The sequence below is a fragment of the Pseudomonas sp. NPDC089741 genome (assembly GCF_044748825.1).
GTDB lineage: Bacteria > Pseudomonadota > Gammaproteobacteria > Pseudomonadales > Pseudomonadaceae > Aquipseudomonas > Aquipseudomonas helmanticensis.
Genome location: NZ_JBIVGT010000007.1, coordinates 56,046 through 81,809, shown reverse-complemented (window position 1 = coordinate 81,809; position 25,764 = coordinate 56,046). Strand labels below are relative to the sequence as shown.

Here is a 25,764-nt window from a genome sequence, read left to right as displayed (position 1 = left end):
AACGCAGCCTGCGTGGGCTATAGCAGGAGCTATGCCAACGGCGAGAGGGCCGGTTTAGAGGGGGTAACAGGATTGGGTGAGCGGTTTTGTGCCTATTGAATTGATCTTGTGAGCGGATTTCCGCTTATTGGCGTGAAGATCAAAAGCCCCTCACCCTAGCCCTCCCGAAACGTCGGACCGGCCAGAGGGAGAGGTGACCGACCGAGTGGATTATCCGAGGTGCACCGACCTGAGACATTGAGTCGAACTCAGGTTTTGAATGGCACGAAGATCGGCTCCCTTTCCCCCTCTCCCCCTTGGGGGAGAGGGCTGTCCAGCCACACCGAAAATCCCAAGCTCGCCTCACTCGCTCAGAAACATCTCCCGACTCAACCCATGCCGCTGCAGCTTTTCATTGAACGTGCGGCGTGGCAGTTGCAGTTCTTCAAGCACCGCTTTGACGTCGCCCTTGTGCCGGGTCAGCGCTGCACGCAAACACTGCGCCTCGAACGCTTCCTGCTGCGCCGCCAGCGATTGCCCCGGATCGATCCCCGGTGCCGGCTCGTCCAGCCCCAGCACCTGCCGTTCGGCAACGTTCGCCAGCTCGCGGACATTGCCCGGCCAGTCATGGCTGAGCAGATGACTCAACTGTGCACCGCTCAGCGGCGGGAAGGTTCGGCCCAGGCGCTGCGCCGCACTCTGGGCGAAGGTTTCGAACAACAACGGAATGTCCTCGCGGCGCTCACGCAGCGGCGGTAAACGCAGTTCGGCGACATTCAGGCGATACGCCAGGTCTTCCCGAAAGCGCCCGGCCCGGGCTTCGTCGAGCAAGTCGGGTTTGGTTGCCGCAACAATGCGCAAGTCGACGCGAATGCTCTGGTTCGAACCCAGGCGTTCCAGTTTCTGCTCCTGCAACACCCGCAGCAATTTCACCTGCTGGGCGAGCGGCATGCTTTCGATTTCATCGAGAAACAGCGTGCCGCCCGATGCATATTCCAGTTTGCCGATGCGCTTGCCGGAGGCGCCGGTGAAGGCGCCGCTCTCATGCCCGAACAGCTCGGCCTCAAACAACTGCTCGGGGATCGCTGCGCAGTTCAGCGCCACGAAGGGCTTGTCGGCACGCGGGCCGAAATCGTGCAGGCAACGCGCAACCAGTTCTTTACCGCTGCCGGTTTCGCCACGGATCAATACGTTGACCGGCAGCGCCGCCAGATCCAGCACCTGCCGGCGCAAAGTCTGCAAGCCTTTCGACACGCCGAGCAACGTCGCATCGAGTTTCGCGCGGTGATCGGCCTGTTCGTGCAGCGCACGGTTTTCGAGGACCAGGCGTCGTTTATCCAGGGCGCGGCGCAAACTGTCGAGCAGGCTTTCCGGGCTGAACGGTTTTTCGAGGAAATCGTAGGCGCCGTCGCGCATCGCTTCGACCGCCATGGGGACATCGCCATGCCCGGTGAGCAGAATCACCGGCAGATCGGCGTCGCGGCGCTGCACTTCGGCGAGCAGTTGCAGCCCGCCCATGCCGGGCATGCGCACGTCGCTGAGAATCACCCCGGGGAAATGCGCGGGCAGGGCGGCGAGGCATTCTTCGGCGCGACTGAACAATTGCACCGCGAATCCCGACAGGCTCAACCACTGTTCGACGGCGCTGCGAATGCTGCTTTCGTCATCGACCACCATTACCGAATTGAGCATCAGATATGCGCCTCCAGATCGATCGGCAGAGTCAGGCTGAACACTGCGCCGCTGTCGCCATTCTCGGCGCTCAGGCGACCGCCGGATTCATGCACGATGGCAAAGGATACCGCCAGCCCGAGCCCCAGTCCGTCGCCCACCGGTTTAGTGGTGAAGAACGGGTCGAACACCTGGCTCAGGTGCTCTTCGGCGATCCCGCCGCCATTGTCGCTGACGCTCAGGCACCACAGTTGTTCGTCGGCTTCCAGGCGAATTTCCAGGCGTTTGCACGGTTTGCCGTGCATGGCATCGAGGGCGTTGCGCAGCAGATTGATCAGCACCTGTTCGAGACGAATCGCATCGCCGCGCACCCAGGCCGGACGCGCCAGGTGCAGCACCAGACTGATCTGTTCATCGCGCAGCCGGGCATCGAGCAGTTGCAGGGATTGATCGACCACCGTCGCCAGGTCCAGACGCTCGCGCAGGCCGCTGGGGCTTTTGCGCGCAAAGGTTTTCAAGTGACCGGTGAGGGAGGCCATGCGCGTGAGCATTTCGTCGACCGGTTTCAGGGCTTTATAGGCGTCGTCGACGCGGCCATGGTCGAGCAGCAGGCGCAGTGTCGCCAGCTGCATGCGCTGAGCGGTCAGCGGTTGATTGATTTCGTGGGCCAGCGCCGCAGACATCTGCCCCAGAGCGGCGAGTTTGGCCGACTGCACCAGACCGTCCTGCGCCGTGCGCAAATCGCGGGTGCGTTCCTCGACCAGTTGCTCGAGTTCTGCGCGGCTGCGCTGGCGCATTTTCGCCAGGCGCCAGCGCTGATTGAGGAACAGCAACAGAAACACCAACGCCAGCCATACGCCGGCGGCAGCGAGTCCGGCGTTGCGCAAATCTTCGAAGGCGACCTGTGGATGGCGGAGCAAATGCAGGGTCCAGCCCTCGGTGGTCAGCGGCAGCGATTCCCACAGGTAATCCGCCGTGCCTTGGGGGCCTTCGACGCGAGTCAGATCGCTGTTTTCATCGAAGCTGCGCAGCGACAGGTAGGTCAGCGGCAGCAGTGCCTGTTTGTCGTACTGACGCGTGCTGTGGATCTCGGCCATGTCGCTGGCGCTCAGCGGACGCAAGGCGCGGTAGCGCCAGCCCGGTTGATTGGCGATGAAGATGATTCCGCGTGCATCGCTGACCAGCAGTGTGTCGTTGCCCTGGCCCCATTCGCGTTCCAGTTCCGGAAATTCCAGCTTGACCACCATCGCCCCGAGGAACTCGTCGTGGTCGCCGAGCACCGCGCTGGAAAGGAAATAACCGGGGATGCCACTGGTCACGCCCACCGCATAAAAACGTCCAGTGCCTTGGGTGCGGGTCTGACTGAAGTAGGGGCGGAAACCGTAGTTGTGGCCGACGTAGCTGCTGGGCAAGCGCCAGTTGCTGGCCGCAACCGCGAGGCCAGTGTGATCGAGCAGCTCAAGGGTCGATGACTGCGCCGCACCGTTGATCTTTTCCAGCTTGAGATTTAGCCCCGCCTGCTCGTCAGCATCGACCGGACCTGCCAGTGCCGAGCGCAATTGCGGATCCAGCGCCAGCACGGCGGGGAGCGCGCGATAGCGATCAATCAGGGTGTGCAGGGAATTGGCATACAACGCCAGTTGCTGATTGGCGCGGGCCGCGTCCTCCTCCAGCGCCTGACGTTCGGCGTGGCGAATGGCAAGCGTCGCGGCAAGCGCCGCACCGGCGACAATCAGCAGGGTATACAACGACAGACGCAAGGTACGGGAAGTCGGCAGCATGCTGGGCTAATGGATAAAGGGACGGGCCGGCACGATAGCATGGGTCCGGCGATCCTTCTCGAATGACTCGTTACCCGATCAGACCTGAGTGAATTTGCGCGAGTGGGAGCGCAGCATGGTGCGCGCGTAGGTCAGTTCGCCGATCACTGAGCGAGTGGCCTGGGTCAGGCTTTCGACCGAGTCGCCAGCGTTCTCGCCAAAGAAACTGAAGGTGTTCATGGCGCTGACGCCAGTCATCTCAAACTGCGCGGTGATCGCGGCCAGATTGCTGTTCAATGCGCCGATCAGGTTTGTCAGGTTGCGATCGCCCTTGGCGATTTTCTCTGCCGAAAGTTCACCGCTCCCACCCACCATTTCATGAACTATTTCCACCGCGCCGAGCAAGCCACTGGCTGTAGCACTGACTTCACTCGCCACGTCGGGAGCAAATGATTTGGCTGCCAGTCCGACGGCCGTGCTGGCTCCTTCCTTGATGCCCTTCAATGCACCCTTTTGCGTGTCGGGAAGCATTTTTGAATATTTCTGCTGGATGTAGTTGATGGGCGACATGGTTTTGTACTCGGCTTTCAGGATGATTTTTTCCATCGATACCCGGCTGGCCTTGAACTTGATCGAAGCACTGGCTCCGGTGCGCTCTGCTGCATAATCCCATAAGGCACTGACGGTTTTTTTCGCGGCGAATCCCATGGCAACCCCCACCACGTTGCCCGCCCCCGGAGCGACGGCCCCCAAGGCCTGGGCGCCGATACCGACGGCTATTCCGGCACCGTAGGAAACGATTTGCCCGGTAAGGTGGACACCGCCTCGGCGCAAGGAAGACACCGCGAAGTCGGTGCTCGAACGGTGATTGAGAATCTGCTGTTGCGCATCGATGCCACGACGCAGCGAGATGGCGAGGATATTCAGGTGCCGATCAATCGCTTTTGAAAGTGATTGCCTGGCCAGGCCGGGAGCGTTGCGTTGGCGCCGGCGTTCGTCGCCCCTGAGGCTACTGGCGATGATCGCATCCAAGCCTTTGAGCCTTAGGGTTTCAGTGCCCCCAAGGTCAATATTGCCGAGCGGATCGTTGCCCACGAATGCATAAAAATTAAGTCCGTCGACATCCCCCGCCGGGTCGGCACTGATCCAGCGCTGCAGCCAGGGCGCGTAATAGCGCATGCCGTAGTAGTACAAACCGCTGACGTCCATTTCCTTGCCGCTGTAGCGCAGAGTCTTGTAGTCCACCGCCGTGCTTGAGCTGGGGAGCCACAGCGCCGTGCCGCCGAACGGATAGTAGGTTTCGCGGCTGATGAGCCGGCCGAGTTGATCGACCTCGATCAGGCTTGAGCCGAGATGATCATCGAGGCTGTAACGCAGCTGATTGTTTTCGACATGCGCGGGAGGTTTTTCCCGCCAGTGCAGACAACGCACGCTGCCGGGCAGGGTGATGACATGCAGTTCTTCGCCGTTGTCGCGGGTGCGAATTTCCAGACCTGGCAAATAACGCACCTGAAGATAATGCGTTGCACTTGCGGTATGGGTTTGGTGGCGTTTGCCGACGCGTTCGCCCTGACTGTAGACGTAGACTTCGCAGTCATCCGCCAGGCCGTTGTCATGTTCGAGCAATGTCACCTGACGCAACTGGTCGTGCGCGTTCCAGAACAGAGCAGCACCGTGCTGGAGTTTGCGCTGATTGCCGTTGGCGTCAAAAAATGCCGCGAAATCGGGTAGCGGATCTGCCTCTTTCCAGTGCAGCGCACGGTTGCTCGCAGGGTCGACGAGCATCTGCCGCGTGTAGCCGCCGACTTCGCGCGCGTGCACCAGTCGAGTCAGGTTATTGCCCTGATCGTAAACAAAGTGCTGGGTGTAATTGCGCAGGTTTTGCGGGTCACTGGGCAGCGGACGACCGGGCAGGTCACTGGTCGGGGAGGCGTCATGGCCGCTGGCGCGGGTCAGCCGGTAGAGTGAGTCATATTCGAAATGCCGCTCGCCATCGATCAGCTGGTTGGCGAAGTACACGGGCTGAAAGGTCAGGTCCTGGATATGCAATACGTTGCCGATACGGTCATAGCCATACACCAGATGCTGCTGCGCAGCCTGTCCGGGAATCGACGCTTGTGATCGGTTCAGCCGACCATCGCGCGGGTCGTAATGCCAGCGGCTGCGCATGTCATTGGCGGCATGCTGCTCGATAAGTTGTCCGGCGGCGTTGTACTGCATATCCAGCCAGACAGGTTGCAACTGGCTGGCACCGTGGCACATAAGTGTCACCTGCCTGAGTTGCCCGGCGAGGTCAAAGTGCAGGTTTTGTCGATGACCACCGGCATCGGTTTGCGTCAATGTCTGGTTAAGCGGGCTGTAGGTTTGTGCGCTCCGATGACTGATGCCATCGTCGAAGACCCGTATCTGAACCAGTGGTTGGCCGAGCAGGCTGAAGTTCGGCCAGTTGGAAATACCGGAAGAGTCCTGCAACGTCAGCAACTGCCCACGCAGATTGTCTCCGGCGTTGGCGTCGTTATCGCCATAGGTGAATTGTTCGTGCCGGGTTTGTTCATTCTCGACAATTTCAATCGGCCGCAACAGCGCGTCGTAGTGATAGCGCCAGTGGTTGCCGCGCTGGTCCCAGCGTTGCAGCACTTCATCTGCCAGCCCAGGCAGGGTCACGCGCCAGCCAGCATCGACGCTGTCGATTTTCAGCGGGCTGCCGGCCAAACCGTGAACGGTGTTGAGGTTGGCTTTCGGCGATGCGCCGAACAGACGCGGATCCCATTGTGCCGTTAACCGTGCGTTGAAGTCGTACACTTGGCGAGTGATGAGCGATTCACTGGTTTGACCCGCCGCAGTGCGCAAGTAGTCGACGACACGCACGGGCAATCCGCGGTTATCGATTACCTGCAACCGAGGCGTTCGAAAGTGGAGGTTGGCGCTCATCTCCGACGCTCCATTACCCGGGGTGACCTCAGGTCTGTGCAATTCATTTGCCCCGATACCGATTGCGAATGATCGGGACTTTTTGCTGATAGGTGTTGAGGAATTCTCGAGTGGTCCCGATATTATTACGGGCGAATCCCACAAGCTGCTTCGCATCAGACTGGCGTAACATTTTCGCCTTGGCTGTGCCTACCCGATTGAGTGCCAGGTCAACCAGGTAGCTGCGCATTCCGTTTTGTTCATCGTAAAACTCGTTAATTCCCAGTTCGGCAAACGCGGTGTTGGTCGATGCGGTCAATCGCGTGACCATCGCATCGAGTTCATCGAGAGTGCTGTGGATTTTTGCCAGTTTCAGCGATGACAGGCCTTCCTCGGCCTCATTGGCTTGCTGTGCAAGGCTGCCCAGGGCCATGGCCTCACCCACACCGGGCACATAGGCGCCGACGACTTTACTGATGCCATCCACCGCCAATTGTTGCAAACCCTCACGGCTGCGCACGTCGTACTTTTCGCGGGAGGGGAGCGCGGATGGGGGCTGCAGCTCTGCCGCAATGGCATCACGGTTGAAGGTAGAGGTGCGGGGGACAATCGGCGAGTTCAACGTCAGTTGTTCCACCAGCGTGTCATAAGTGCCAACGCTCCGGTCGGCGATGTTGTTGCCCAGTGTCAGGCCGATCAAATCAGCGGAAAGCCCGGGCATGGCTTCGGAGGCAAACGTGGCGGCATTGAACGAGGTAAACCAGCCGGTGGCGGCGCTGCCGACTTGATAAGCAACGTTCCTGGCCAGCGTCGTGCGCCATTTCCCTGGATGTTGCAGGTTGATCAGTTGGCCCTGAAGGGTACTCATTTTTTGATCTATGGAAGACAACGCCTGCATGTTCCAGCTGATCAGTCGCTTGAGTTCGTTGGGCGAGCGATTGAGCCCGGCGTCATCGAAATAGTTCATCGGGTTATTGCCGACGAATGCGTACAGGTTCAGCCCGTCGACATCGCCTCCAGGGTCCGCGCTGATCCAGCGTTGCAACCACGGCGCGTAATATCTTGCGCCATAGTAATAAAGGCCGCTGACGTCCATTTCCCGGCCTGAATAACGTACGGTCTTGTAACTGACCTCCAGCCCCGAGCGGGCGCGCAACCACGCGGTCGCCCCAAACGGGTAATAACCTTCGTGACTGATCAGACGCGCCTGCTGATCCAGTTCCATCAGGCTGGAACCGCAATGATCGTTGAGGGTGTAGCGCAATTGATCGTTATCGATTGTCGGCGGTTCGCCTGTCCAGTGCAGGCAACGCGCGTCGCCGAATCCGCTGGCGACAATGATGACGTGCAGTTCCTCGACATTGTCGCGGGTGCGGATTTCCAGGCCGGGCAGATAACGGACTTCGTCGAAGTGGCTGACGGACGTTGTGTGCCGCTCATGGCGCTTGTAGACCCGCACGCCCTGGCTGTAACCGTACTGCTCTTGATCATCGGCGCTGTTGTCGCGATGGATCAGAGTGATTCGAGCCAGTTGGTCGCGGGTGTTCCATTGCAGCGGCTGGCCGGGTTGCAAGGCCAGCAGATTACCGTGGCGGTCGAACAGGCTGGCGAAGTCCGGTAGCGGATCGCCCGCCTTCCAGCGCACGCCACGATTGCTGGCGGGGTCGATGCTCATCTCGCGCGTATGGCTGGCACCCGCGCGGACATGGCGGAGCCTGATCAGGTTGCCGCTGTGGTCGTAGGTATAAGTCTGTGTGTAATTGAGGCGGTTGTGCGGGTCGGTTGGCTGCGGCAAGCCGGGAATGTCCGAGGGCGGGCCATCGTCATAGCCGCTTGCGCTGTGCAAGCGGTCCAGCGAGTCATAGCTGAACAGGCGTTCGCCGTCGACCCGTTGGTTGGCGAAGTGACTGACACTGAAAACGTGATCGAGGATGCGCGTGCAATTGCCTTTCGCGTCATAGGCGTATTCAAGATCCTGCAGAGCCGGCTGCGTGCCGATAGCAGAGGATTGCCGACGCAGGCGGCCGTTCTCAGGTTCATAGAGCCATTGGCTGACCACTCCGTTGGCGGTCTGTTGTTCGGTGATCTGCCCTGCGGCGTCGTACTGGGCGTAGCGCAAAACCGGTTTCCAGTCGGGCTGGGCGTTGATTCGCAACTGGCTGAAGTTGAGCTGCCCGGCAACGTCGTAGCGCAGTCGCTGGCGATGTCCGCCGGCATCGGTGTGTTCCAGCAGGCGGCCTGCCGGGCTGTAGACCCGTTGACTGACAAACGCCATGTCGTCATGAAAGGTGCGGGTCTCGCGCAACGACTGACCGGCGAGGCTGAAACTTTCGAAGTCGCTGGAGCTTGACGCGTCCCTCAACGTGATCAATCGCCCTCGCAGGTTGAGGGCAGGGTCGGCGTTCGCGTCGGCATAGATGCAGGTTTCGATATCTGCCTGTGTGAGGTTTTCCTGCGTCAACAGGCGCAATTGTTCATCGAAGGTGGTTCGCCAATGGCTGCCGCGCTCATCCCAACGCTCGAGCGCCTCACCGGCCACCCCGGGCAATGTCAGACGCCAGCCGGCATCGACGCCGTGAACAGCGAGTGGTTCGCCACTCAAACCATACACGGTCACCTGACTGGCCATTGGCAGGCGCGGATCCCACTGCGCTACCGCTCTGCCTGCCGGGTCATGCTGGAAACGTGAAACCAGCACTTCGGCCGCGTCTGCGGCAAACGTGCGCAAATAGGCAACCTGCCGCACCGGCAAGCCGCGGCCATCACTGACGACGAGTGATGGCGTACGCCAGGCGACATTGGCGTTCATGCTCGGGACTCGTCGGTATCGTTGAAATCTTCACTGGTGTGATACCAAGGATGATAGGTCTCACGGGAAAAATGGCCCTGGGCATTGATCAGTTTGACCGGCCGGCCCATGGGGTCGTAGAACTGCTGATCGAAATAGCCGTGCTCGCGCAGGGAAACATCGTTGACGTAGCCATGGCTATCGGCAAAGAACGGCCGGAATTGCCGCACTGCCAGGCCTTTGTTGTTGTATTCGACCCGTTCGCTGATGCGCCAGCGCGACTCGGCAAAGACCTCGCGCAGCTCACCGCGATCAAGTGTCAGCGCGCCGTCGGCGCTCACCTCATACGCCTGGCCAGGAGCGACAAGCTGCTGGGTTTGCAGCGCCCGGCCGAAACCGTCCACACAAGCCTTGATGATCTGTATCTGTGCCGGGACGTCGTCATGGGGGTAGCGGTCGGCACTCAGCAAAACGCGGTACACCGGTTCACGGCGAGCACTGGCAATGCGCTGGCTCAAGACTTGTTCGGTGTGGGTCTTGAATGCGTTGCGATGCAGGCGCAGGCGTGCGCTGGCGCGAATATGTCCGCTGGGCAGGATGTAACCTTGTGCAATCCATTGGCTTGCCCCTTCTGTGTCAGGCGGGAGCTGGCCCATCCAGCTGAACAGATCCTTGCGCAAAGTGCTGGCGGCTTTTTGTACGGCGGCCGCCGGGTTGTCGATCGCTGCATCGGGGCGATAATCCACCGGGCGCAGGTATTCGCTCAGGGAATGGAAACCAACGGCAATACCGTTTTCGGTGCCGTGAAAACTGGTGGCCAGTGGTTGCCCGGACGGTTCGTAGAGGGCCTCGTAAATGTTTTCATTGGCATCGACGATGCGGGTCGGCTGCAACGCGTGATAGTCGTAGACGATGTGGGTGGTGCACTGGTCCGGCAGTTCGACGCGGTTGATTGCCAGGCAGTAATCATCGTATTGCGCCGTGGTCCAGCCGTGACTCAGGGTTTCACGGTACTTGAGGACTTTGTAGAAACGTTCGGGACCTGCGTATTGCGCGTAGCCGTAATGCGAGGACCAGAGATTCTCTTCTGCCTCCGGCAAGGGCGCAGGTTCGAACAGGGGCGTCATCGCCGTGTAGCCGATTTCCTTCAGTGCCGCGCGAATGTCGAAACCTGGCAGATCGCCGTAGGCGTCCAGTGCGGTCTTGTCCATCTGTGCCAGTTCCATCGGTGCGACCAGCGCTTGGAAATCACTCTGCCCCTCGGGCAGCGGCGACATGTCTGCACTCTTGAGATAACGCTGTATTGACTGCATCGTCAGTACTCGCCCGGTATTCCAGTGGGCTGAGTCCAGATGCGCGTTCAAAGCCTCGTAACCGATCTGTTGCGGGTCGAGGCCTGTGGGTAGCTCCCCTTTGGGCAATACCAGGGCATTGTTGCGTTGCTGCCACGGCATACCCAACCGCCATTGCTGCGGGTCTGCATCGAGGTCGATGTAGCGTGCGCGGGCCTCGCTCAGGTAGTAAGACTGCTGGGCCTGATCATGCGCGTCGAGCCACCATTGCTGTTCATCCGGGTCAGTAAAGGGCGGCGTATCCGTCGGGTCGCGGCGGCGTGCATAACTGACCGTGAGAGCGTGAGTCGGCAGGCCGTAACGGTTACGCCGCAAGGTGATCTCGTGCCGGCATTGCGGGTCGTCGATGAAGCGATCGTAGGCATAACTGATGTGTTCCAGTGCCAGCGGCAACAGCACGGCTGCGGGATCATGCTCACCTCGAGGGCGTACTTCACGCACCAGATAGCGATGCTCCTGGACGGTATATGGCAGGAGCGAATCATCGTCGGCGGCATAGGTTTCGCTGCGGATGATCGACCCCACCAGTGTGCGGGCAATTTCATATTCGGTATCGGCGTCGGGCGGGGTCACCGTCTCATCGTATTCATCACCGAGGTGATAGCGGCTGTACAAGGTGCCACCCAGTGCCACGGCCTCGGAGTCTTCCGTGAAGTAGCCTTCGCGGGGTGCGGTCATGGATTGCCCGGTGTGAAACCAGGTACACACCCGGACCGGTGCGGTGAAGCCGAGCTCGTCATTTCCCGTCGCGCTTTCGCTGTCGGTGTGCTGGATCCGGCCGAAACCGCGAAACTCGCGCTCCCGTCCGTCATAGACGCCGTGACGGTATTCGGTCATTTGCATTGTGCGGTTGCCGGTGATCTCGTCTTCCTGCAATTGCTGACTGACCACCTGCACGGGAAAAGGCAGATAGCAGGCTGGAGCGACCAGCGGTTGTTTTGCCAGTCGTTCGCTTTTTTCATCAAGCCATGCCTGTGCGGAACTGCGATAGCTGACACGAGTGCTGCAGCCCATGTTGTTATTGGTGGCATTGAGCAGATAAGGCTTGGCTGCGACAAAGTCATAACGCCAGTGCTGCGGTTCAATGTGCGTAACGCTCAGAATCAGACTGGCGCAGCCCAAGCCTTGTGCATCAGTCAGCGTCACTCGGGACAACTGGTCGTAACGAATGCCTTCCGGCCACGGAACAATCACGGGTGTTTGCTCCAGGCCATTACCACCGTGATTGCGGTAAATCTCGAAAGCGTCGGATTTCAGGTAGATCAGAGCCGGTGCGCCAGACCCGTCGAGATCGGCTATTCGCACCTGCGCCGCATTGAACCCGGCATACGTAAAGGGCAGGGCGCTGATCACCTGGCCTTTGCCGAACTTGCCGTGTCCCAGGTTGGGCCAGCATTTGATTTCGTTGTATCGAATCCGGCACAGCTCGCTCATGTCACTGCCGAGCATGTTGCCCAGAAACACCAGCTCGGTGGGTGAGTCACTGAACACTGGCAGGCGGTCACCATCGATTTCATGTTTGACGTCTTCCGCTCCGGCAAAGCCATCCTCACGTTGATTGGCGTACAGGCGCACGGCGCGTGGGCCGATCAGCGCGAGCGAACTGAGTCCGTCGCCGACCAGATCGCCCAGCTGTGCAAGGGTATCGGACAGCTCCACTGGAATCGCTTCGAACTGAACGAATGGGCCCCAGCTACGATCAGCCTTCAACGAGCGAAAACCGCTGTTGCCCGGTTGCGCGCTGACCCAGTCCAGACGTCCGTCACCCGTCAGGTCGGTCAGCCATTGCTGCGCCGGCTGCCGGCGATTGGCGACAGGCACTGCCGGCAGCGCTGTCCAAGGGCCGTAATCGATGGCTTCCGGGCTCGACTCGCCGCGTTGTGGTTCGCGGTAGTACCAGCACTGGTCGAACCGTGCGAGAAACCCTGGAACGCCTTCGCCGTACAGGTCGACACATTGATAGTTAGCGCCATCATCGATGCCAGGCATGGTGTCCGTTGCAAACAGGCGTGTCGCGGTCTTGTTGATCTCGAACGCTGTGTAATCGAACTCGACCGGTGGGGTATTTTCCACTCTGCCATCGGCATCCCAAGCCTGGTAATGGGCGGCGCTGATCTGGCTGTACGTCCATGCCGGTTCGACGTTGCGGTACTCCAGCAACAAGCGTCGGACGAGTGTCGGGCGGGGACCGGTTTCTTGCGCAAAGTGATGAAACATCAACATTTGTTGGCAAGTCCTGCGGGTGCCGATTTCAAAACCCTGGCCGTACGTCGAGAACGGATCACCGCGTTGCAGCCAGGGTCGCAATTCGATGCCGTCATACACGGGTTTTTCGCTCATGTCGCGACTGCGCTCGCCGTAGTCGAACAGCAGGTGGAAATGCCAGTGCAGGTCAGCGGGATCGTCGTTGCTCCACGCATACAAGTTTGCGCTGGCGCTGGCGTTACCGTAGAGCACCCGGTGCAGATAGCGCTGGGCGCGGTAGTCATGCACCGGGTCGGCGTCATCATCGTCGCTCAGGTACTCAAAGCAGATGTGCTCGCCGTGGGCGTTCATGCTCTCGCAGAGTAACCAACTGCTCACTCGCATTGGATTGTCGGGATCCGCGCGGCGGCTGGCGGCGGTTTTCCCGTAAACGTGCAATGAGCCATCAGCCCCGTGTACCAACCAGAACGGCGGCATTTGCGGTTCTGCTTGCCAGCGTTCGCGCAGAGCAATATCGCTTTCGACCCGCGGCCAGTAACGCACGACCGTGTGCGGGCCGATCGCCATCCCGTTGTAACTCGACTCTGCACGCGACTTCAGTTCGCCGTCTTCGTCCAGTTCGGGCATCCACACCTCGCCGTCGTGGCCGATGATTTCGTCGTGATCGGTATAACGCGGTACACCTTTATGGGTGCGACGGCTGATTTGGCCGACGCCCAGGTTCCAGCCGATACCGAATGGCCCGTTACCGGCCTGGCTGCTGTAGGTCAATGACAGTTGTGGGTCCCAACCACGCCCGGCGGACGCAGGGACAGGCAGCTCAAACGACGCCGCACCGGTCGGACCTACCGCGCCCCAGCTTTTTCCGATGGTAGCGATCGTCGAACTCTTCTCGATCGATGGGGTAACGATGCTCAACTCTTGATCGGCCATGATCTGATCCAATGCACAATGCGGGGGCGCAGTTGGACAGACGCTATCAAGATAAAGGGGATGGGTAACCTGTCAGATCTGACAGGTGTTTTATGCCGAAAAGTATGACTTTCAGCAGGTGTTATCGCCGATCTTTTTGCTGATGAATACAAAAAAGGGCCGACCTGTCGTGTGACAGGCCGGCCCTTTTTACAACAGCGAAGCGCTTACTGCACTTCTACCGCCAGGCTTTCGCTGATCTTCTGTTGCCAGATCGCAGGCCCGGTGATGTGTACCGACTCACCTTTGCTGTCCACCGCAACGGTGACCGGCATGTCCTTGACCTCGAACTCGTAGATCGCTTCCATGCCCAGTTCGGCAAACGCCAGCACTTGCGACTTCTTGATCGCCTGAGCAACCAGGTAAGCCGCGCCGCCGACAGCCATCAGGTACACGGCTTTGTTGTCCTTGATCGCTTCGATGGCGGTCGGGCCGCGCTCGGATTTGCCGATCATGCCCAACAGGCCGGTTTGCTCGAGGATCTGCCGGGTGAACTTGTCCATCCGCGTCGCGGTGGTCGGGCCTGCCGGGCCAACCACTTCGTCACCGACCGGATCAACCGGGCCAACGTAGTAGATGAAGCGACCTTTGAGGTCGACCGGCAGGGTTTCACCCTTGTTCAGCATCTCGACCATGCGCTTGTGCGCGGCGTCGCGACCGGTGAGCATTTTGCCGTTGAGCAGGACGGTTTCGCCCGGCTTCCAGCTCTGCACGTCTTCCGGGGTCAGGGTGTCGAGGTTGACGCGACGGGCCGACGGGCCGGCTTCCCAGACGATTTCCGGGTAGGCGTCCAGCGGCGGCGCTTCCAGCGAGGCCGGGCCGGAACCATCAAGCACGAAATGCGCGTGACGGGTGGCGGCGCAGTTCGGGATCATGCACACCGGCAGCGAGGCTGCGTGAGTCGGGTAGTCCATGATCTTCACGTCGAGCACGGTGGTCAGGCCACCGAGGCCCTGGGCGCCGATGCCCAGTTGGTTGACCTTCTCGAACAGTTCCAGACGCATTTCTTCGATGCGGTTCTGTGGGCCACGGGCTTTCAGCTCGTGGATGTCGATGGATTCCATCAACACTTCTTTGGCCATCACCGCAGCTTTCTCGGCGGTGCCGCCGATGCCGATACCGAGCATGCCCGGTGGGCACCAGCCGGCGCCCATGGTCGGAACGGTCTTGAGTACCCAGTCAACGATCGAGTCGGACGGGTTGAGCATGGCCATTTTCGACTTGTTCTCGGAACCGCCGCCCTTGGCTGCCACGTCCACTTCCACGGTGTTGCCCGGGACGATGGAATAGTGGATGACCGCCGGCGTGTTGTCCTTGGTGTTTTTCCGAGCGCCAGCCGGATCGGCGAGGATCGAGGCACGCAGGACGTTTTCCGGCAGGTTGTAGGCGCGACGCACGCCTTCGTTGATCATGTCGTCCAGGCCCATGGTGGCGCCATCCCAACGCACGTCCATGCCGACGCGCACGAACACGGTGACGATACCGGTGTCCTGGCAGATCGGGCGGTGGCCGGTGGCGCACATGCGCGAGTTGATCAGGATTTGCGCCATCGAGTCACGGGCCGCTGGCGATTCTTCGCGCAGGTAGGCTTCGTGCATCGCCTGGATGAAATCCACGGGGTGGTAATAGGAAATGAACTGCAGGGCGTCGGCAACGCTCTGAATCAGGTCGTCTTGCTTGATCACGGTCATGAGTCGCGCTCCTCTAAAAGACGGGAACATTCAATAAGGTGCCTGCGGCTTGGGTGCATCGGTCGGTCGCAGACACCTTTCAAGGCACGCCGGGGCTGCTGGCGCGACGCTAAAAAGGCGCGGCAGTATACCGCGCCTCGGTGGGGCATACACGCGCCGGCAGTCATTCGTTGGTCGCATGGGTGGGCGAATATCGGACAGCGGGTTTGCACTTCAGCATTTACCCCCACCCCAACCCTCTCCCCCAAGGGGGCGAGGGGGAGAGGGAGCCGATCTTCGTGCTGTTCAGACCTGAGTTCAGCTCGGGAGAGGGAGCCGATCTTATGTGTTCTAACCTGAGTTCAGCTCGGGAGAGGGAGCCGATCTTATGTGTTCTAACCTGAGTTCAGCTCGGGAAAGGGAGCCGATCATATGTTGTTCTAACCTGAGTTCGGCTCGATATTTCAGGTCGGCGTATTGCCAACAAACGACTCGGTCAGTCCCCTCTCCCTCCGGGAGAGGGCTAGGGTGAGGGGCTTTTGACGGTTTACGCAGGCCACACTTTTGACGTCAATTTTCGAGCCTGAAAATCGGTGGTCATTTATCGACCGGGCCTCTAAAGTGGCAGCCGGTCTGTAGAGTAGGACACTCGGTCAGCCTCCTATCGCACGGTGAGTCAACGATTGACCCATAACGCCATTCAACGTCTTTTACTGAAACGTTTTGCCCTCGCTGCAGCCACCTACGGATTGGCTTTGCTGCTGCTGTGGCTGGCGTTTTTTACCGGGCATTACGACCAGACTCTGAGCTCTGTGGCCATTGGCAGCGCCCTCGTGGTGATCAGCCAGGCGAGCCTGTTCGTGCTGTTCTGGACCGGGCGTAACCAACGTTTTGCCGACCCCAGCCTGACCGAAGTGCAAGTGCTGCTGGGACTTGGCTGGCAAACCTGGCTGATCGCCCATCTGGATGAAGCGCGCGGGGCGTTTCTGGTCTTCTACGTGTTGATCCTGCTGTTCGGCCTGTTCCACCTCAGTCGACGCGCGTTCATTCGCTGCGCACTGCTGGTGTTCTTCAGTTTCTGCGCAATCACCCTGTGGGACGGCTACCACTTCCTGCTGCCCGAGCCTGCGCTCGCCGCTCTGCAGGTGTGCATTCTGGCGATGGTGCTGGGGTGGCTGGTGCTGTACGCGCGCTTTGTCCAGGTCTCGCGCCAACGCATGCGTCAACGCCGCTTTGCTTTGCAGGCGCATCAGGACACCCTGCGCGGGATGATGCGCCAGCTCGAAGACCTGGTGGCCACCGATGAGCTGACCGGGCTGTTCAATCGTCGGCATTTCCTGCGTCTGGCCTCGCGCGAACTGGGCGCGATGGACACGGGTGTGATGCACGGCCTGGCGCTGATCGACCTTGATCACTTCAAACGCATCAATGACCTGCACGGCCACGCCGCTGGCGATCAGGTGTTGCAGGCGTTCGCCGGCGTCGCTGGCGCCTGCCTGCGCGACGGCGATGTGCTGGCGCGCTATGGGGGTGAGGAGTTTGTCGTGCTGCTGCCCGATTGCGACGCTGAACGCCTGACCGCCTGTTGTGAGCGTCTGCGCATCGCGTTCACCGATGTCGAACTGATCGGCCTGAATGTGCGCAACCTCAGTCTGTCGGCGGGCATGACCCTGCTGGAACTGGGCGATGATCTCGACGACGCCTTGCAGCGTGCCGATCAGGCGCTGTACCGGGCCAAACGTGATGGACGCAATCGCTGCGCGGCAGCCTGGGAGAGCGTCGATGCCTGAACTACGCGTCGGTGAGCGGCACTGGTCGGTGGCGGCGGGTAGCAATCTGCTCGATGCCCTTAACCAGAACGGTGTCGCCGTGCCCTACAGTTGCCGCGCCGGCAGTTGCCATGCGTGCCTGGTGCAGTGTGTGAAAGGCCTGCCCGCCGATAGCCGGCCGGATGCGCTGAGTGCCGAGCAGCGTCAGCAAGGCTGGCGGCTGGCCTGTCAGTGCCAGGTCAGCGAAGATTTGCAGGTGCACACCTTTGACCCGCTTACCGATGGGCGGCCGGCAGTGGTCGAGGCGCTGGACTGGCTCAGCGACAACGTTCTGCGTTTGCGCCTGACCCCGCAACGGCCCTTGCGCTACAGCGCCGGGCAGCATCTGGTGCTGTGGCTCGAGCACATCGCCCGGCCGTATTCGTTGGCGAGCCTGCCGGAAGAAGAGCGCTTTCTCGAATTCCACCTCGATTGCCGGCAACCCGGCGAATTCAGCGATGCCGCGCGGCGCCTGCAGATCGGCGACCCGATCCGTCTCGGCGAGTTGCGCGGCGGTGCGCTGCATTACGACCCCGACTGGCATGACCGGCCGCTGTGGCTGCTGGCTGCCGGTACCGGTCTCGGCCCGTTGTTCGGTGTGCTGCGCGAAGCGTTGCAGCAGGATCATCAAGGCGCGATCCGCATCATTCACCTGGCTCATGACGATCGCGAACACTATCTGGCCAAACCCCTGGCAGCGCTGGCCGCACAGCGCGAAAACCTCAGCGTCGAACTGTGGACGACGGCCGAGTCAGCCGCCGCTTTGGCACAACTGCGTCTTGTCTCGCGGCAAACCGTGGCCTTAGTCTGCGGCTCGACGGTCAGTGTCGACGCTTTCGCCCGGCGTCTGTATCTGGCCGGATTACCGCGCAATCAACTGCTGGCCGACGTATTTTTGTCCCGTGGTTGAGCGCTGACTTTTTCCAGGGCTGCGACGTTTCCTGTGGCGAGGGAGCTTGCTCCCGCTTGAGTGCGCAGCGCTGATACATTTTTGGGACCGCTGCGCAGCCCAGCGGGAGCAAGCTCCCTCGCCACCGTTGATCTTCGTTAGCCCGACATCGTCGAGACACACCATGACCGAAGCCATCCTGCTGGAACGCGAGCGCGGTTTACTAACTTTGCGCCTCAATCGCCCGGACAAGAAAAATGCCCTGACCCGGGCGATGTACAGTCGTCTGGCAGAGGCGTTGCAGCAGGCGGATGCCGATCCAGAAATCAATGCCGTGCTGATCACCGGCAGCGCCGAGTGCTTCACCGCCGGCAACGACATCGCCGACTTCATCCAGCAACCGCCGAGCGATCTCGACAGCCCGGTGTTTCACTTCATGCTCAATCTGCTCGAATGCCGCAAACCGGTGATCGCCGCCGTGGCCGGTGCAGCGGTGGGTATCGGCACTACGCTGTTGCTGCACTGCGATCTGGTCTACGTCAGCCGCGATGCACGCCTGCGCATGCCATTCGTCAACCTTGGCCTGTGCCCGGAGTTCGGTTCCAGCCTGATCCTGCCGCGCTTGCTCGGGCAAGCCAAAGCGGCGGAATTGTTATTGCTGGGCGAGGGTTTTAGTGGCGAACAGGCGGCGCAGTGGGGCATTGCCACCGAAGCGCTAAGCAGCGGCGACGCGGCGTTGAGCAAGGCGCGGGAGATGGCCTTGCGCTTCGACGAGCTGCCGGCCGAAGCGGTGCGCATCAGCAAGCAATTGATGAAGGCACCGGATCGCGAGTTGATCCGTAAGGTGATCGAGGAGGAGGGCGGGTTATTCACCCAGCGCCTGCGTTCGCCAGAAGCAATGGCGGCGTTGACCGGATTTATCAAACGGCATTGAAAAGCCAACCCTCATCGGAACGCCGCCCGCCCAGCCCTCTCCCAGAGGGAGCCGACCGAGGTGTAATGCGCTATACATCGACTTGAAAGAACCGGTCGGATTCAGCGGAGAGCTATCAGGTCGGTGCAATTCTGCAATATCCCTCAATCGGTTCCCTCTCCCTCTGGGAGAGGGCTAGGGTGAGGGGCTTTCGATTCAACGCAGACAACAAAAAGCCCCGACACTCACATGCCGGGGCTTTTGTTTTTCGAACAACCGATCAATCAGACCTGTGGGTCGCCCACGTGCAGGATCTTCATGCCGTTGGTGCCGCCGGTGGTGTGGTAGCTGTCGCCCTTGGTCAGGATGACCCAGTCGCCTTTTTCCACAACGCCGCGCTTGACCAACTCGTCGATGGCCTTCTGGCTGACTTCGTGCGGTTCCAGCGAAGCCGGATCGAACGGTACGGTGTACACGCCACGGAACATCGCTGCGCGCGCCTGGGTTTCACGGTGCGGCGAAAACGCGTAGATCGGCACCGAAGAACGGATGCGCGACATGATCAGTGGGGTGTAGCCACTTTCGGTCAAGGCGATGATCGCTTTAACGCCCGGGAAGTGGTTGGCGGTGTACATGGTCGCCAGTGCGATGCTTTCGTCGCAACGGGTGAATTCGGTGCCGATGCGGTGGCCCGAAGTCTTGCCGGTCGGGTGCTTTTCAGCGCCGACGCAGATGCGCGCCATCGCCTGAACAGCTTCCAGCGGATACAGACCTGCAGCGGATTCAGCCGAGAGCATCACGGCGTCGGTGTAGTCGAGCACGGCGTTGGCCACGTCGGACACTTCGGCGCGGGTCGGCATCGGGTTCTGGATCATCGACTCCATCATCTGGGTCGCGACGATCACAGCCTTGTTGTGGCGGCGTGCGTGCAGAATGATTTTTTTCTGAATGCCGACCAGCTCGGCGTCGCCGATTTCCACACCCAAGTCACCACGAGCAACCATCACCGCGTCGGAAGCCTGGATCAGACCATCGAGGGTTTCGTCGTCGGCCACGGCTTCGGCGCGTTCGATCTTCGCCACCAGCCATGCAGTACCGCCGGCTTCGTCGCGCAGTTGACGGGCGTAGTTCATGTCGGCAGCGTCACGTGGGAAGGATACCGCGAGGTAGTCGACTTCCATTTCTGCAGCGAGCTTGATGTCGGCCTTGTCTTTTTCAGTCAGGGCCGGAGCGGTCAGGCCGCCACCGCGACGGTTGATGCCTTTGTGGTCGGACAGCGGGCCGCCGATGGTCACGGTGCAATGCAGTTCGGTGGCAGTGGCGGTATCAACGCGCATCACCACGCGGCCGTCGTCGAGCAGCAGCTCGTCGCCCACGCCGCAGTCCTTGACCAGATCCGGGTAGTCGATGCCGACCACTTGCTGGTTGCCTTCGGTCAACGGATGGCTGGTGGAGAAGGTGAACGGGTCACCGATCTTCAGCTCGATCTTCTTGTTGGCGAATTTGGCGATACGGATTTTCGGGCCTTGCAGGTCACCCAGCAGGGCGACGAAGCGACCGTGCTTGGCAGCCAGGTCACGCACCAGCTTCGCGCGAGCCTTGTGCTCGTCGGGGGTGCCGTGGGAGAAGTTCAGACGGGCAACGTCCAGGCCAGCCAGAATCAGCTGTTCGAGAACTTCCGGCGAGTTACTGGCCGGGCCAAGGGTAGCGACGATTTTGGTACGACGGACGGACATGCAAAGACTCCTGAGTTCAAGCGCTAGCGAAGGCTACTATGCTCTTGGGGTGTAGTCATTGTTCGAATGCACTACTTAATACTTTCTTTATTGAACGCGACAACTTTGGGACAAACGCGCCTGAAGATTTCCGACCCTGGGTCGATACATTGCTCAAGACAGGAGAACCCTCATGCGATTCGTACCCATTGCCGCCCTTGCCCTCAGCGTCCTCGCCGTCACGGGCTGCACCCGTTGGTCGATGAACCATCATTTGAACAACGCCTACAGCGCCTACGACCGCGGCAATTGCGAGCAAGTGATGCTCGAACTGTCCAAGGTCGAGCGTTCCAGCCGCGCCCGCCCGTACGTGTGGCCGGAAGTGTCGATGATGCGCGGCCAGTGCCTTGAGCGGCAGAAGATGTTTGTCGATGCCGCGCAGACCTATCAGTTCATCATGGCTTCTTACCCGAACAGCGAATACGCCTACCGTGCCCGCGCCCGTCTGGAGACCCTGGAAAGCCTGGGCCATTACCCGACCCGCAGTGCAGCAGCCGTGGTGCGCCCGACACGGTTCTGATGTTGGTTGTCATACAAACTCTGGCCGACTGTACAGGCTGAGCTATAGTCGAATGATCCGGTTCCAGCGCATTGGCGCTGATCCGGGGCAACACCTGCGACTGGCAAGTGGTCAAGTGACGGCGACGTAGCGACCGGCACACCGGAAGCGGGGAGAGCGAGCCTGCCCCACAGGTTTGTTCCGAAGCACAGCGCGGCTCTGTGATGGAGCCTTGCATGGCGAACTGCGCATGTTTACTGACCGCCGGATCGAACGGCATCAATTGCCGTATTTCCTCAGAGTGTTCAACAGCGTCACTGACAAACCCATCGGCTTTCTCGGCAACGTGTCCGAAGATGGACTGATGCTGATCAGCCAGTTGCCGATGATGATTGGTGTCGATTTCAGCCTGCGTCTCAAGCTCCCGTGCGGCGATGGCCTCCAGCAGGTGATCGACCTCACCGCGTGCTGCCTGTGGTGCCATGAAGACGCCACCCCGATGCATTACGACGCCGGCTTCAGCCTGCAGCGCCCACCGGCGGAATACGCGCAACTGGTCGAGGCGTTGCGCCAGTACTTCAGTTTTCAGCCATTGCCGGCCTCGGCCTGACTTCAAACCGCCAGAAGCTTCGCGAGCAAGCCCGCTCCCACAAGGATCGCTGGCGTACACAACTTTTGTGATCACTACTGGCTATTGTGGGAGCGGGCTTGCCCGCGAAAGCGTCAGTACAGACGCCCCGTCAGCGACACCTGGGCCACAGCAATCGCCGGCTCACTGTCCAGCGTCTTCTGCGCCAGCAACAAACCCCTCTCGCTCCACTGATAGATCGCCATCGCCATCGCCAGATGCCGGGGTTTGTCTTCCAGGCTGTCCGCCAGATCCCGCAGCAGAATGCTCACCGACGAAAACGTTTCTCGTATAACCCCGGGCGACTAAACCCGACCGCTGATTGGCGGCGGCACGGACCACGTTACGGGGCATCAGCAAAGCGCACAAGCCAGCGGATTCAGGCGGATCTGTAGGCAAAGGCGCAAGGCGTTGTAGCCTCCCGGCGTGCTGAAGAAGCACCACGAAATACACCGCCACGCAACGATACCGTTCGTCAGGACTGTCAGATTTTACAGGTAGGCGAGCGCTGTACCTCAGGGGTATCAAGTCATTGACAGCATCAATGACCATGACATCACCAGAGGGAGCTCTCATGGCAGACGATCACGAAAAGTCCGCTTCCGACACCGATCCGGTAGTTACGCCCGCAGCGGCTGATACTGACGCTGAAACAGATCAACTGTTGGCGCGGCCCACGCCCGTTTTTCGTCAGCCCTCCAGCTCAAATTACGCGCTGGTATCACCGGTGTATTTTCATATCGAGGCCGGCGAGTCAGGCACTTTCGAATATCAACTGGATGACCAGTACAGTAACCAGCGTTACACGGGAAATACCAATAGTGCTGGCGCGTTGTTCAGAAGCGTTACCGCCAGCAGTCGTGACGGTATGGGCCATTTCGGTTTCCGGGCGAGAATCAGGAACGAATGGCAGAACTGGGGTTTCGTGTCGTTTGTCATCGCAGCAAAACCGCTGATGACCTCTTTCCAGAGTGGCGATCAGTTGGGGCCCAGGCCAATTATCAGCGGCACCAAAGACCCTAGGGCGTCGGCGGTTGTTCACGTGTTTTTTGATGACGGCTCGAAGCAGGGGGTTACCGAGCCAGCCCCTGGCCAATGGCGTTATCAGCATGTTTCGGACTTGGTTCCGGGGCCGCACACCTTCTCTGTCCAGTACTACATCCCTTGGAGTGGGCAGGACTTCGGGCGTACGGATTACCGATTCACAGTGGCCTACACCCCGGCGCAGATCACTCGGCCTAACGCGAATGATGTGATACGTGAGCCCAGACCTCAGCTCTCTGGAACCGGGGCCAACGATGGTGTAGTGGTCACGATATACAGAGAGGGAGGGGGGGCATCCTATGGGGAAACAACTGTCAGAAACGGTACATGGACAGTCAACCTGAGCAAGGATCTGCCCGAAGGCCCTTTTGTCTTTCACGCCCAGTCAAGTTTCAACGGTAACCACGTCGGGTATTCAAACAAAGTGCCCGTGACGGTTCAGTTGCGGCCGACGATACCTGAAATTATCTCTCCGGCGGCTGCTTCACTGCAGGCAACGACCTTTACGGTGTCAGGTATCAAGGGCGAAGCAGGGGCTATCGTTTTTCTGTTCAAAGACTTGGGGTCTGTTCAGGTTGGCCAGAGCAGTGTCTTGACTGGAGCGCAATGGAGTGCTTCCGTCACGCTGCCTCCGGGGCCTGCTTCTCTGGTTGCCGAGCAAATCAAAAACGGTCTTGAGTCGGGCCGGAGCCTGTCGCGGTTGTTCAAAATCCGCCCTCCAGCACTGACCGCCGTCAGCGTCAGCTACCCAACCCTCACCACTGCCGGGTTTTCCGGCGCAGGTTTTACCGGCGCCACGGTCGAGATCACGATCGTCAAGGGCCCGACAGGCGCAACGCCGCCGCCCACCGTGAGCGTGCAGGGAGGACGCTGGACGACGACCTCACAGAACTGGCCCATCGGCGATTACGATCTGAAAGCCGTGCAGAAGGTTTCCGATAATGCCGGCGGCTGGATTCCTTCGCTGGAGTACCTGTTCAAGGTTTCATCGACATTGCCGCCGCCCACGGAGGTGGCCCACACCGTTGCCAATTACATCCCGACGTTCACCGGTAGAGGCGTTACCGGCGCATCGGTCGAGATCACGGACAAGGCGAACGGCAGCGCGGTCGCGCCACCGGCGACAGTCACGGCGCAAGGCTGGTCGAGCCGGGCGTCGCAGGCCTGGGCACCGGGTTCGACACGCACGGTGCAGGTGCGGCAGAAGCTGGGCATTGCCGTGTCGGAAGCGGTCGAACGGATCATCAATATCGACCGTTTTCCTGCGCCGACCGACCTGGCTTACACCGTGGTCGATTACACGCCGATCCTGACGGGCAAGGGGGTGAGCGGAGCCACGGTGCAAGTGACAGACAAAGCCGGCGGCGCGTCGCTTGCACCGCCGGCAGCGGTCACGGCTCAGGGCTGGCGGGCACAGGCATCATCACGCTGGGAGCCGAACACCAGCAAGGTTGTGCTGTTGGTGCAAAAACAAGGTGCTCTGGACTCCGAGCCCGTGGAGATGACCATCAGCGTGCCATTGCTGGCACCGCTGATCACTGCTGTTGAGGATGATGGCCTGTCGCCGAAAATCTCCGGCACTTGCTGGCCCGGCGCGACACTTAGCCTGAAGTACAGCGACAGTACGACCGGACACGAACCCAGTGGCAGCAGCGGCACGTGGGCTTTCAAACGAGACATCGGGTTTGCACCGGACAAGGAGCATACCGTCACGGTGATACAGACCGTGGCAGGGCGCGCCTCGCCGGCAGCGACGCAAACGTTCTGGGTCAGCCCGGAAAAACCGCTGATCACCGAACCGGATGAAAACGCAGACACCCACTATGACCTGATCGTGCGCGGAACCAACGGGTTTAGCGGTGCCACGCTGCAATTGTGCGACGCCCAATACGGTCGGGCATTGGGCGATCCGAAACGGCTGACGGCGCATGGTGACTGGTTCATCGAACTGAAAAAACTCGATTTTCGCAAGTATCAGATCGACGCCACGCAAACCATCGCCGGCAGGGAATCCCTGCGCAGCGATGTGCGCAGCTATTTTGTGGTGCTGTTGCCCCCGAAAATCGATGTGCCGGCACACAATCAGTCGTTGGCGCGAATCTCCAGGTTCTCAGGTACTGGAGAACCCTTCGGTCAGGTGACGCTCTGGCGTGAAAATCCGAGCGAAATCCTGCTCGATAAAGTCCCCGTCAGTGGCGAGGGGAAATGGCAGGCCGAGGTGGCGTTACCGATCGGCAACTACACCGTGAAGGCCAGGCAATTCTTTCAGTCCCATGAATCGAAGGACACTGCGTCGCGCATTTATAAAGTGGTGCCGGCAGCGCCGTTCATCGAGAGCCCCGGGCGGGGCGTGCATGTCGGTCGGTCGGTTGTCGTGTCCGGATTCGGATACCCGGGAGACACCGTTACGGTCACGCTGACAGGCAGCAAGGGCACGCTGTCCGGTCGTAGTCCGGTGCTTGGGGATCGTAGCTGGTCATTGACGCTTGAACCGGATCAGCCCGCCGGCACCTGCGATATGGTGGCGGTGTCCTCGCGTGACGGCTTCGAATCTGCCGCCTCGGCTGCACACCCTGTGGTGCTCGGCACTTACCTGCCTGTCATCGATGAGCCGGCGCCGGGGCGCTGGGTCGAAAATCCGCTTCTCTTCGTCGGTAAAGGGCGCACCGGCGTCGGTCGCGTGGTGACCTGGTTCGACCCGGAACAAGCCCTGAGCGCAGGCCTTGCCGTTACCGCGCAAGGCTGGCGCGGCGAGGCGACGCAAACGCTGAGTCCCGGCGGCCACTGGTGCCGATTCCAGCAGACCATCACCGACGCAGCGGACGGTTCGACCCTGTCCGACTGGATCGAAAGCGATCGTTTCGACGTGTCATCGCCGCCTGAGGATTGATCTCTTTTCCG

Annotated in this window: 13 protein-coding genes and 1 pseudogene; 6 read left to right on the top strand and 8 right to left on the bottom strand. The window is 60.4% G+C overall.

The features are described from left to right. Nucleotides 1-342: 342 nt before the first annotated feature. The 6 genes from ACIPZE_RS10090 to ACIPZE_RS10065 form a co-directional block, all read right to left on the bottom strand. A complete protein-coding gene (locus tag ACIPZE_RS10090) occupies nucleotides 343-1,671 on the bottom strand; it encodes a sigma-54-dependent transcriptional regulator (RefSeq protein ID WP_400772685.1) in 1,329 nt (442 codons plus the stop codon). Further along, complete coding sequence (locus ACIPZE_RS10085; RefSeq protein WP_400772683.1) at nucleotides 1,671-3,431, bottom strand: ATP-binding protein; 1,761 nt, start codon at nucleotides 3,429-3,431, stop codon at nucleotides 1,671-1,673. Before ACIPZE_RS10085 ends, ACIPZE_RS10090 begins: the two co-directional genes overlap by 1 nt. 78 nt (nucleotides 3,432-3,509) lie before the next feature. Further along, a complete protein-coding gene (locus tag ACIPZE_RS10080; protein ID WP_400772681.1) occupies nucleotides 3,510-6,341 on the bottom strand; it encodes an RHS repeat domain-containing protein in 2,832 nt (943 codons plus the stop codon). Nucleotides 6,342-6,384: 43 nt separating this feature from the next. After that, on the bottom strand, nucleotides 6,385-9,129 hold the full coding sequence (locus tag ACIPZE_RS10075) for an RHS repeat-associated core domain-containing protein (protein WP_400772679.1): 2,745 nt from the start codon (nucleotides 9,127-9,129) through the stop codon (nucleotides 6,385-6,387). After that, nucleotides 9,126-13,598: a SpvB/TcaC N-terminal domain-containing protein gene (locus ACIPZE_RS10070; RefSeq protein ID WP_400772677.1), complete on the bottom strand. Its 4,473-nt coding sequence runs from the start codon at nucleotides 13,596-13,598 to the stop codon at nucleotides 9,126-9,128. Before ACIPZE_RS10070 ends, ACIPZE_RS10075 begins: the two co-directional genes overlap by 4 nt. Nucleotides 13,599-13,804: 206 nt before the next feature. Further along, nucleotides 13,805-15,328 carry a fumarate hydratase gene (locus ACIPZE_RS10065; RefSeq protein WP_034153454.1) on the bottom strand — a complete coding sequence of 508 codons (1,524 nt, stop codon included), beginning with the start codon at nucleotides 15,326-15,328 and terminating at the stop codon, nucleotides 13,805-13,807. A 662-nt stretch (nucleotides 15,329-15,990) separates the two neighbouring features. Between ACIPZE_RS10065 and ACIPZE_RS10060 the strand changes: the two genes are divergently transcribed. From ACIPZE_RS10060 to ACIPZE_RS10050, 3 genes are all read left to right on the top strand, one after another. After that, nucleotides 15,991-17,097 (top strand): diguanylate cyclase domain-containing protein, encoded by a 1,107-nt coding sequence (locus tag ACIPZE_RS10060; RefSeq protein ID WP_400772675.1) that lies wholly within the window; start codon nucleotides 15,991-15,993, stop codon nucleotides 17,095-17,097. Next, nucleotides 17,090-18,025, top strand: coding sequence for an iron-sulfur-binding ferredoxin reductase (locus ACIPZE_RS10055; protein ID WP_400772673.1), 936 nt, complete (start codon nucleotides 17,090-17,092; stop codon nucleotides 18,023-18,025). The genes ACIPZE_RS10060 and ACIPZE_RS10055 overlap by 8 nt, the downstream gene beginning before the upstream one ends. A 163-nt stretch (nucleotides 18,026-18,188) precedes the next feature. Further along, complete coding sequence (locus ACIPZE_RS10050; RefSeq protein ID WP_400772671.1) at nucleotides 18,189-18,938, top strand: enoyl-CoA hydratase-related protein; 750 nt, start codon at nucleotides 18,189-18,191, stop codon at nucleotides 18,936-18,938. 263 nt (nucleotides 18,939-19,201) lie between these two features. Here the strand turns inward: ACIPZE_RS10050 and pyk are convergent, their stop codons facing one another. Continuing rightward, nucleotides 19,202-20,653 carry a pyruvate kinase gene (pyk, locus tag ACIPZE_RS10045; protein ID WP_400772669.1) on the bottom strand — a complete coding sequence of 484 codons (1,452 nt, stop codon included), beginning with the start codon at nucleotides 20,651-20,653 and terminating at the stop codon, nucleotides 19,202-19,204. 172 nt (nucleotides 20,654-20,825) lie between these two features. On the opposite strand from pyk, the gene ACIPZE_RS10040 reads away from it, so the two are divergent. Beyond that, nucleotides 20,826-21,212: a tol-pal system YbgF family protein gene (locus tag ACIPZE_RS10040; protein WP_400772667.1), complete on the top strand. Its 387-nt coding sequence runs from the start codon at nucleotides 20,826-20,828 to the stop codon at nucleotides 21,210-21,212. 229 nt (nucleotides 21,213-21,441) lie between these two features. Continuing rightward, complete coding sequence (locus ACIPZE_RS10035; RefSeq protein ID WP_283439273.1) at nucleotides 21,442-21,801, top strand: PilZ domain-containing protein; 360 nt, start codon at nucleotides 21,442-21,444, stop codon at nucleotides 21,799-21,801. A gap of 113 nt (nucleotides 21,802-21,914) precedes the next feature. Here ACIPZE_RS10035 and ACIPZE_RS10030 read toward each other — a convergent pair. Continuing rightward, nucleotides 21,915-22,106: pseudogene (locus ACIPZE_RS10030) on the bottom strand (DUF6124 family protein); the annotation flags it as partial. A gap of 287 nt (nucleotides 22,107-22,393) precedes the next feature. On the opposite strand from ACIPZE_RS10030, the gene ACIPZE_RS10025 reads away from it, so the two are divergent. After that, a complete protein-coding gene (locus ACIPZE_RS10025) occupies nucleotides 22,394-25,753 on the top strand; it encodes a hypothetical protein (protein ID WP_400772665.1) in 3,360 nt (1,119 codons plus the stop codon). Nucleotides 25,754-25,764: the final 11 nt, after the last annotated feature.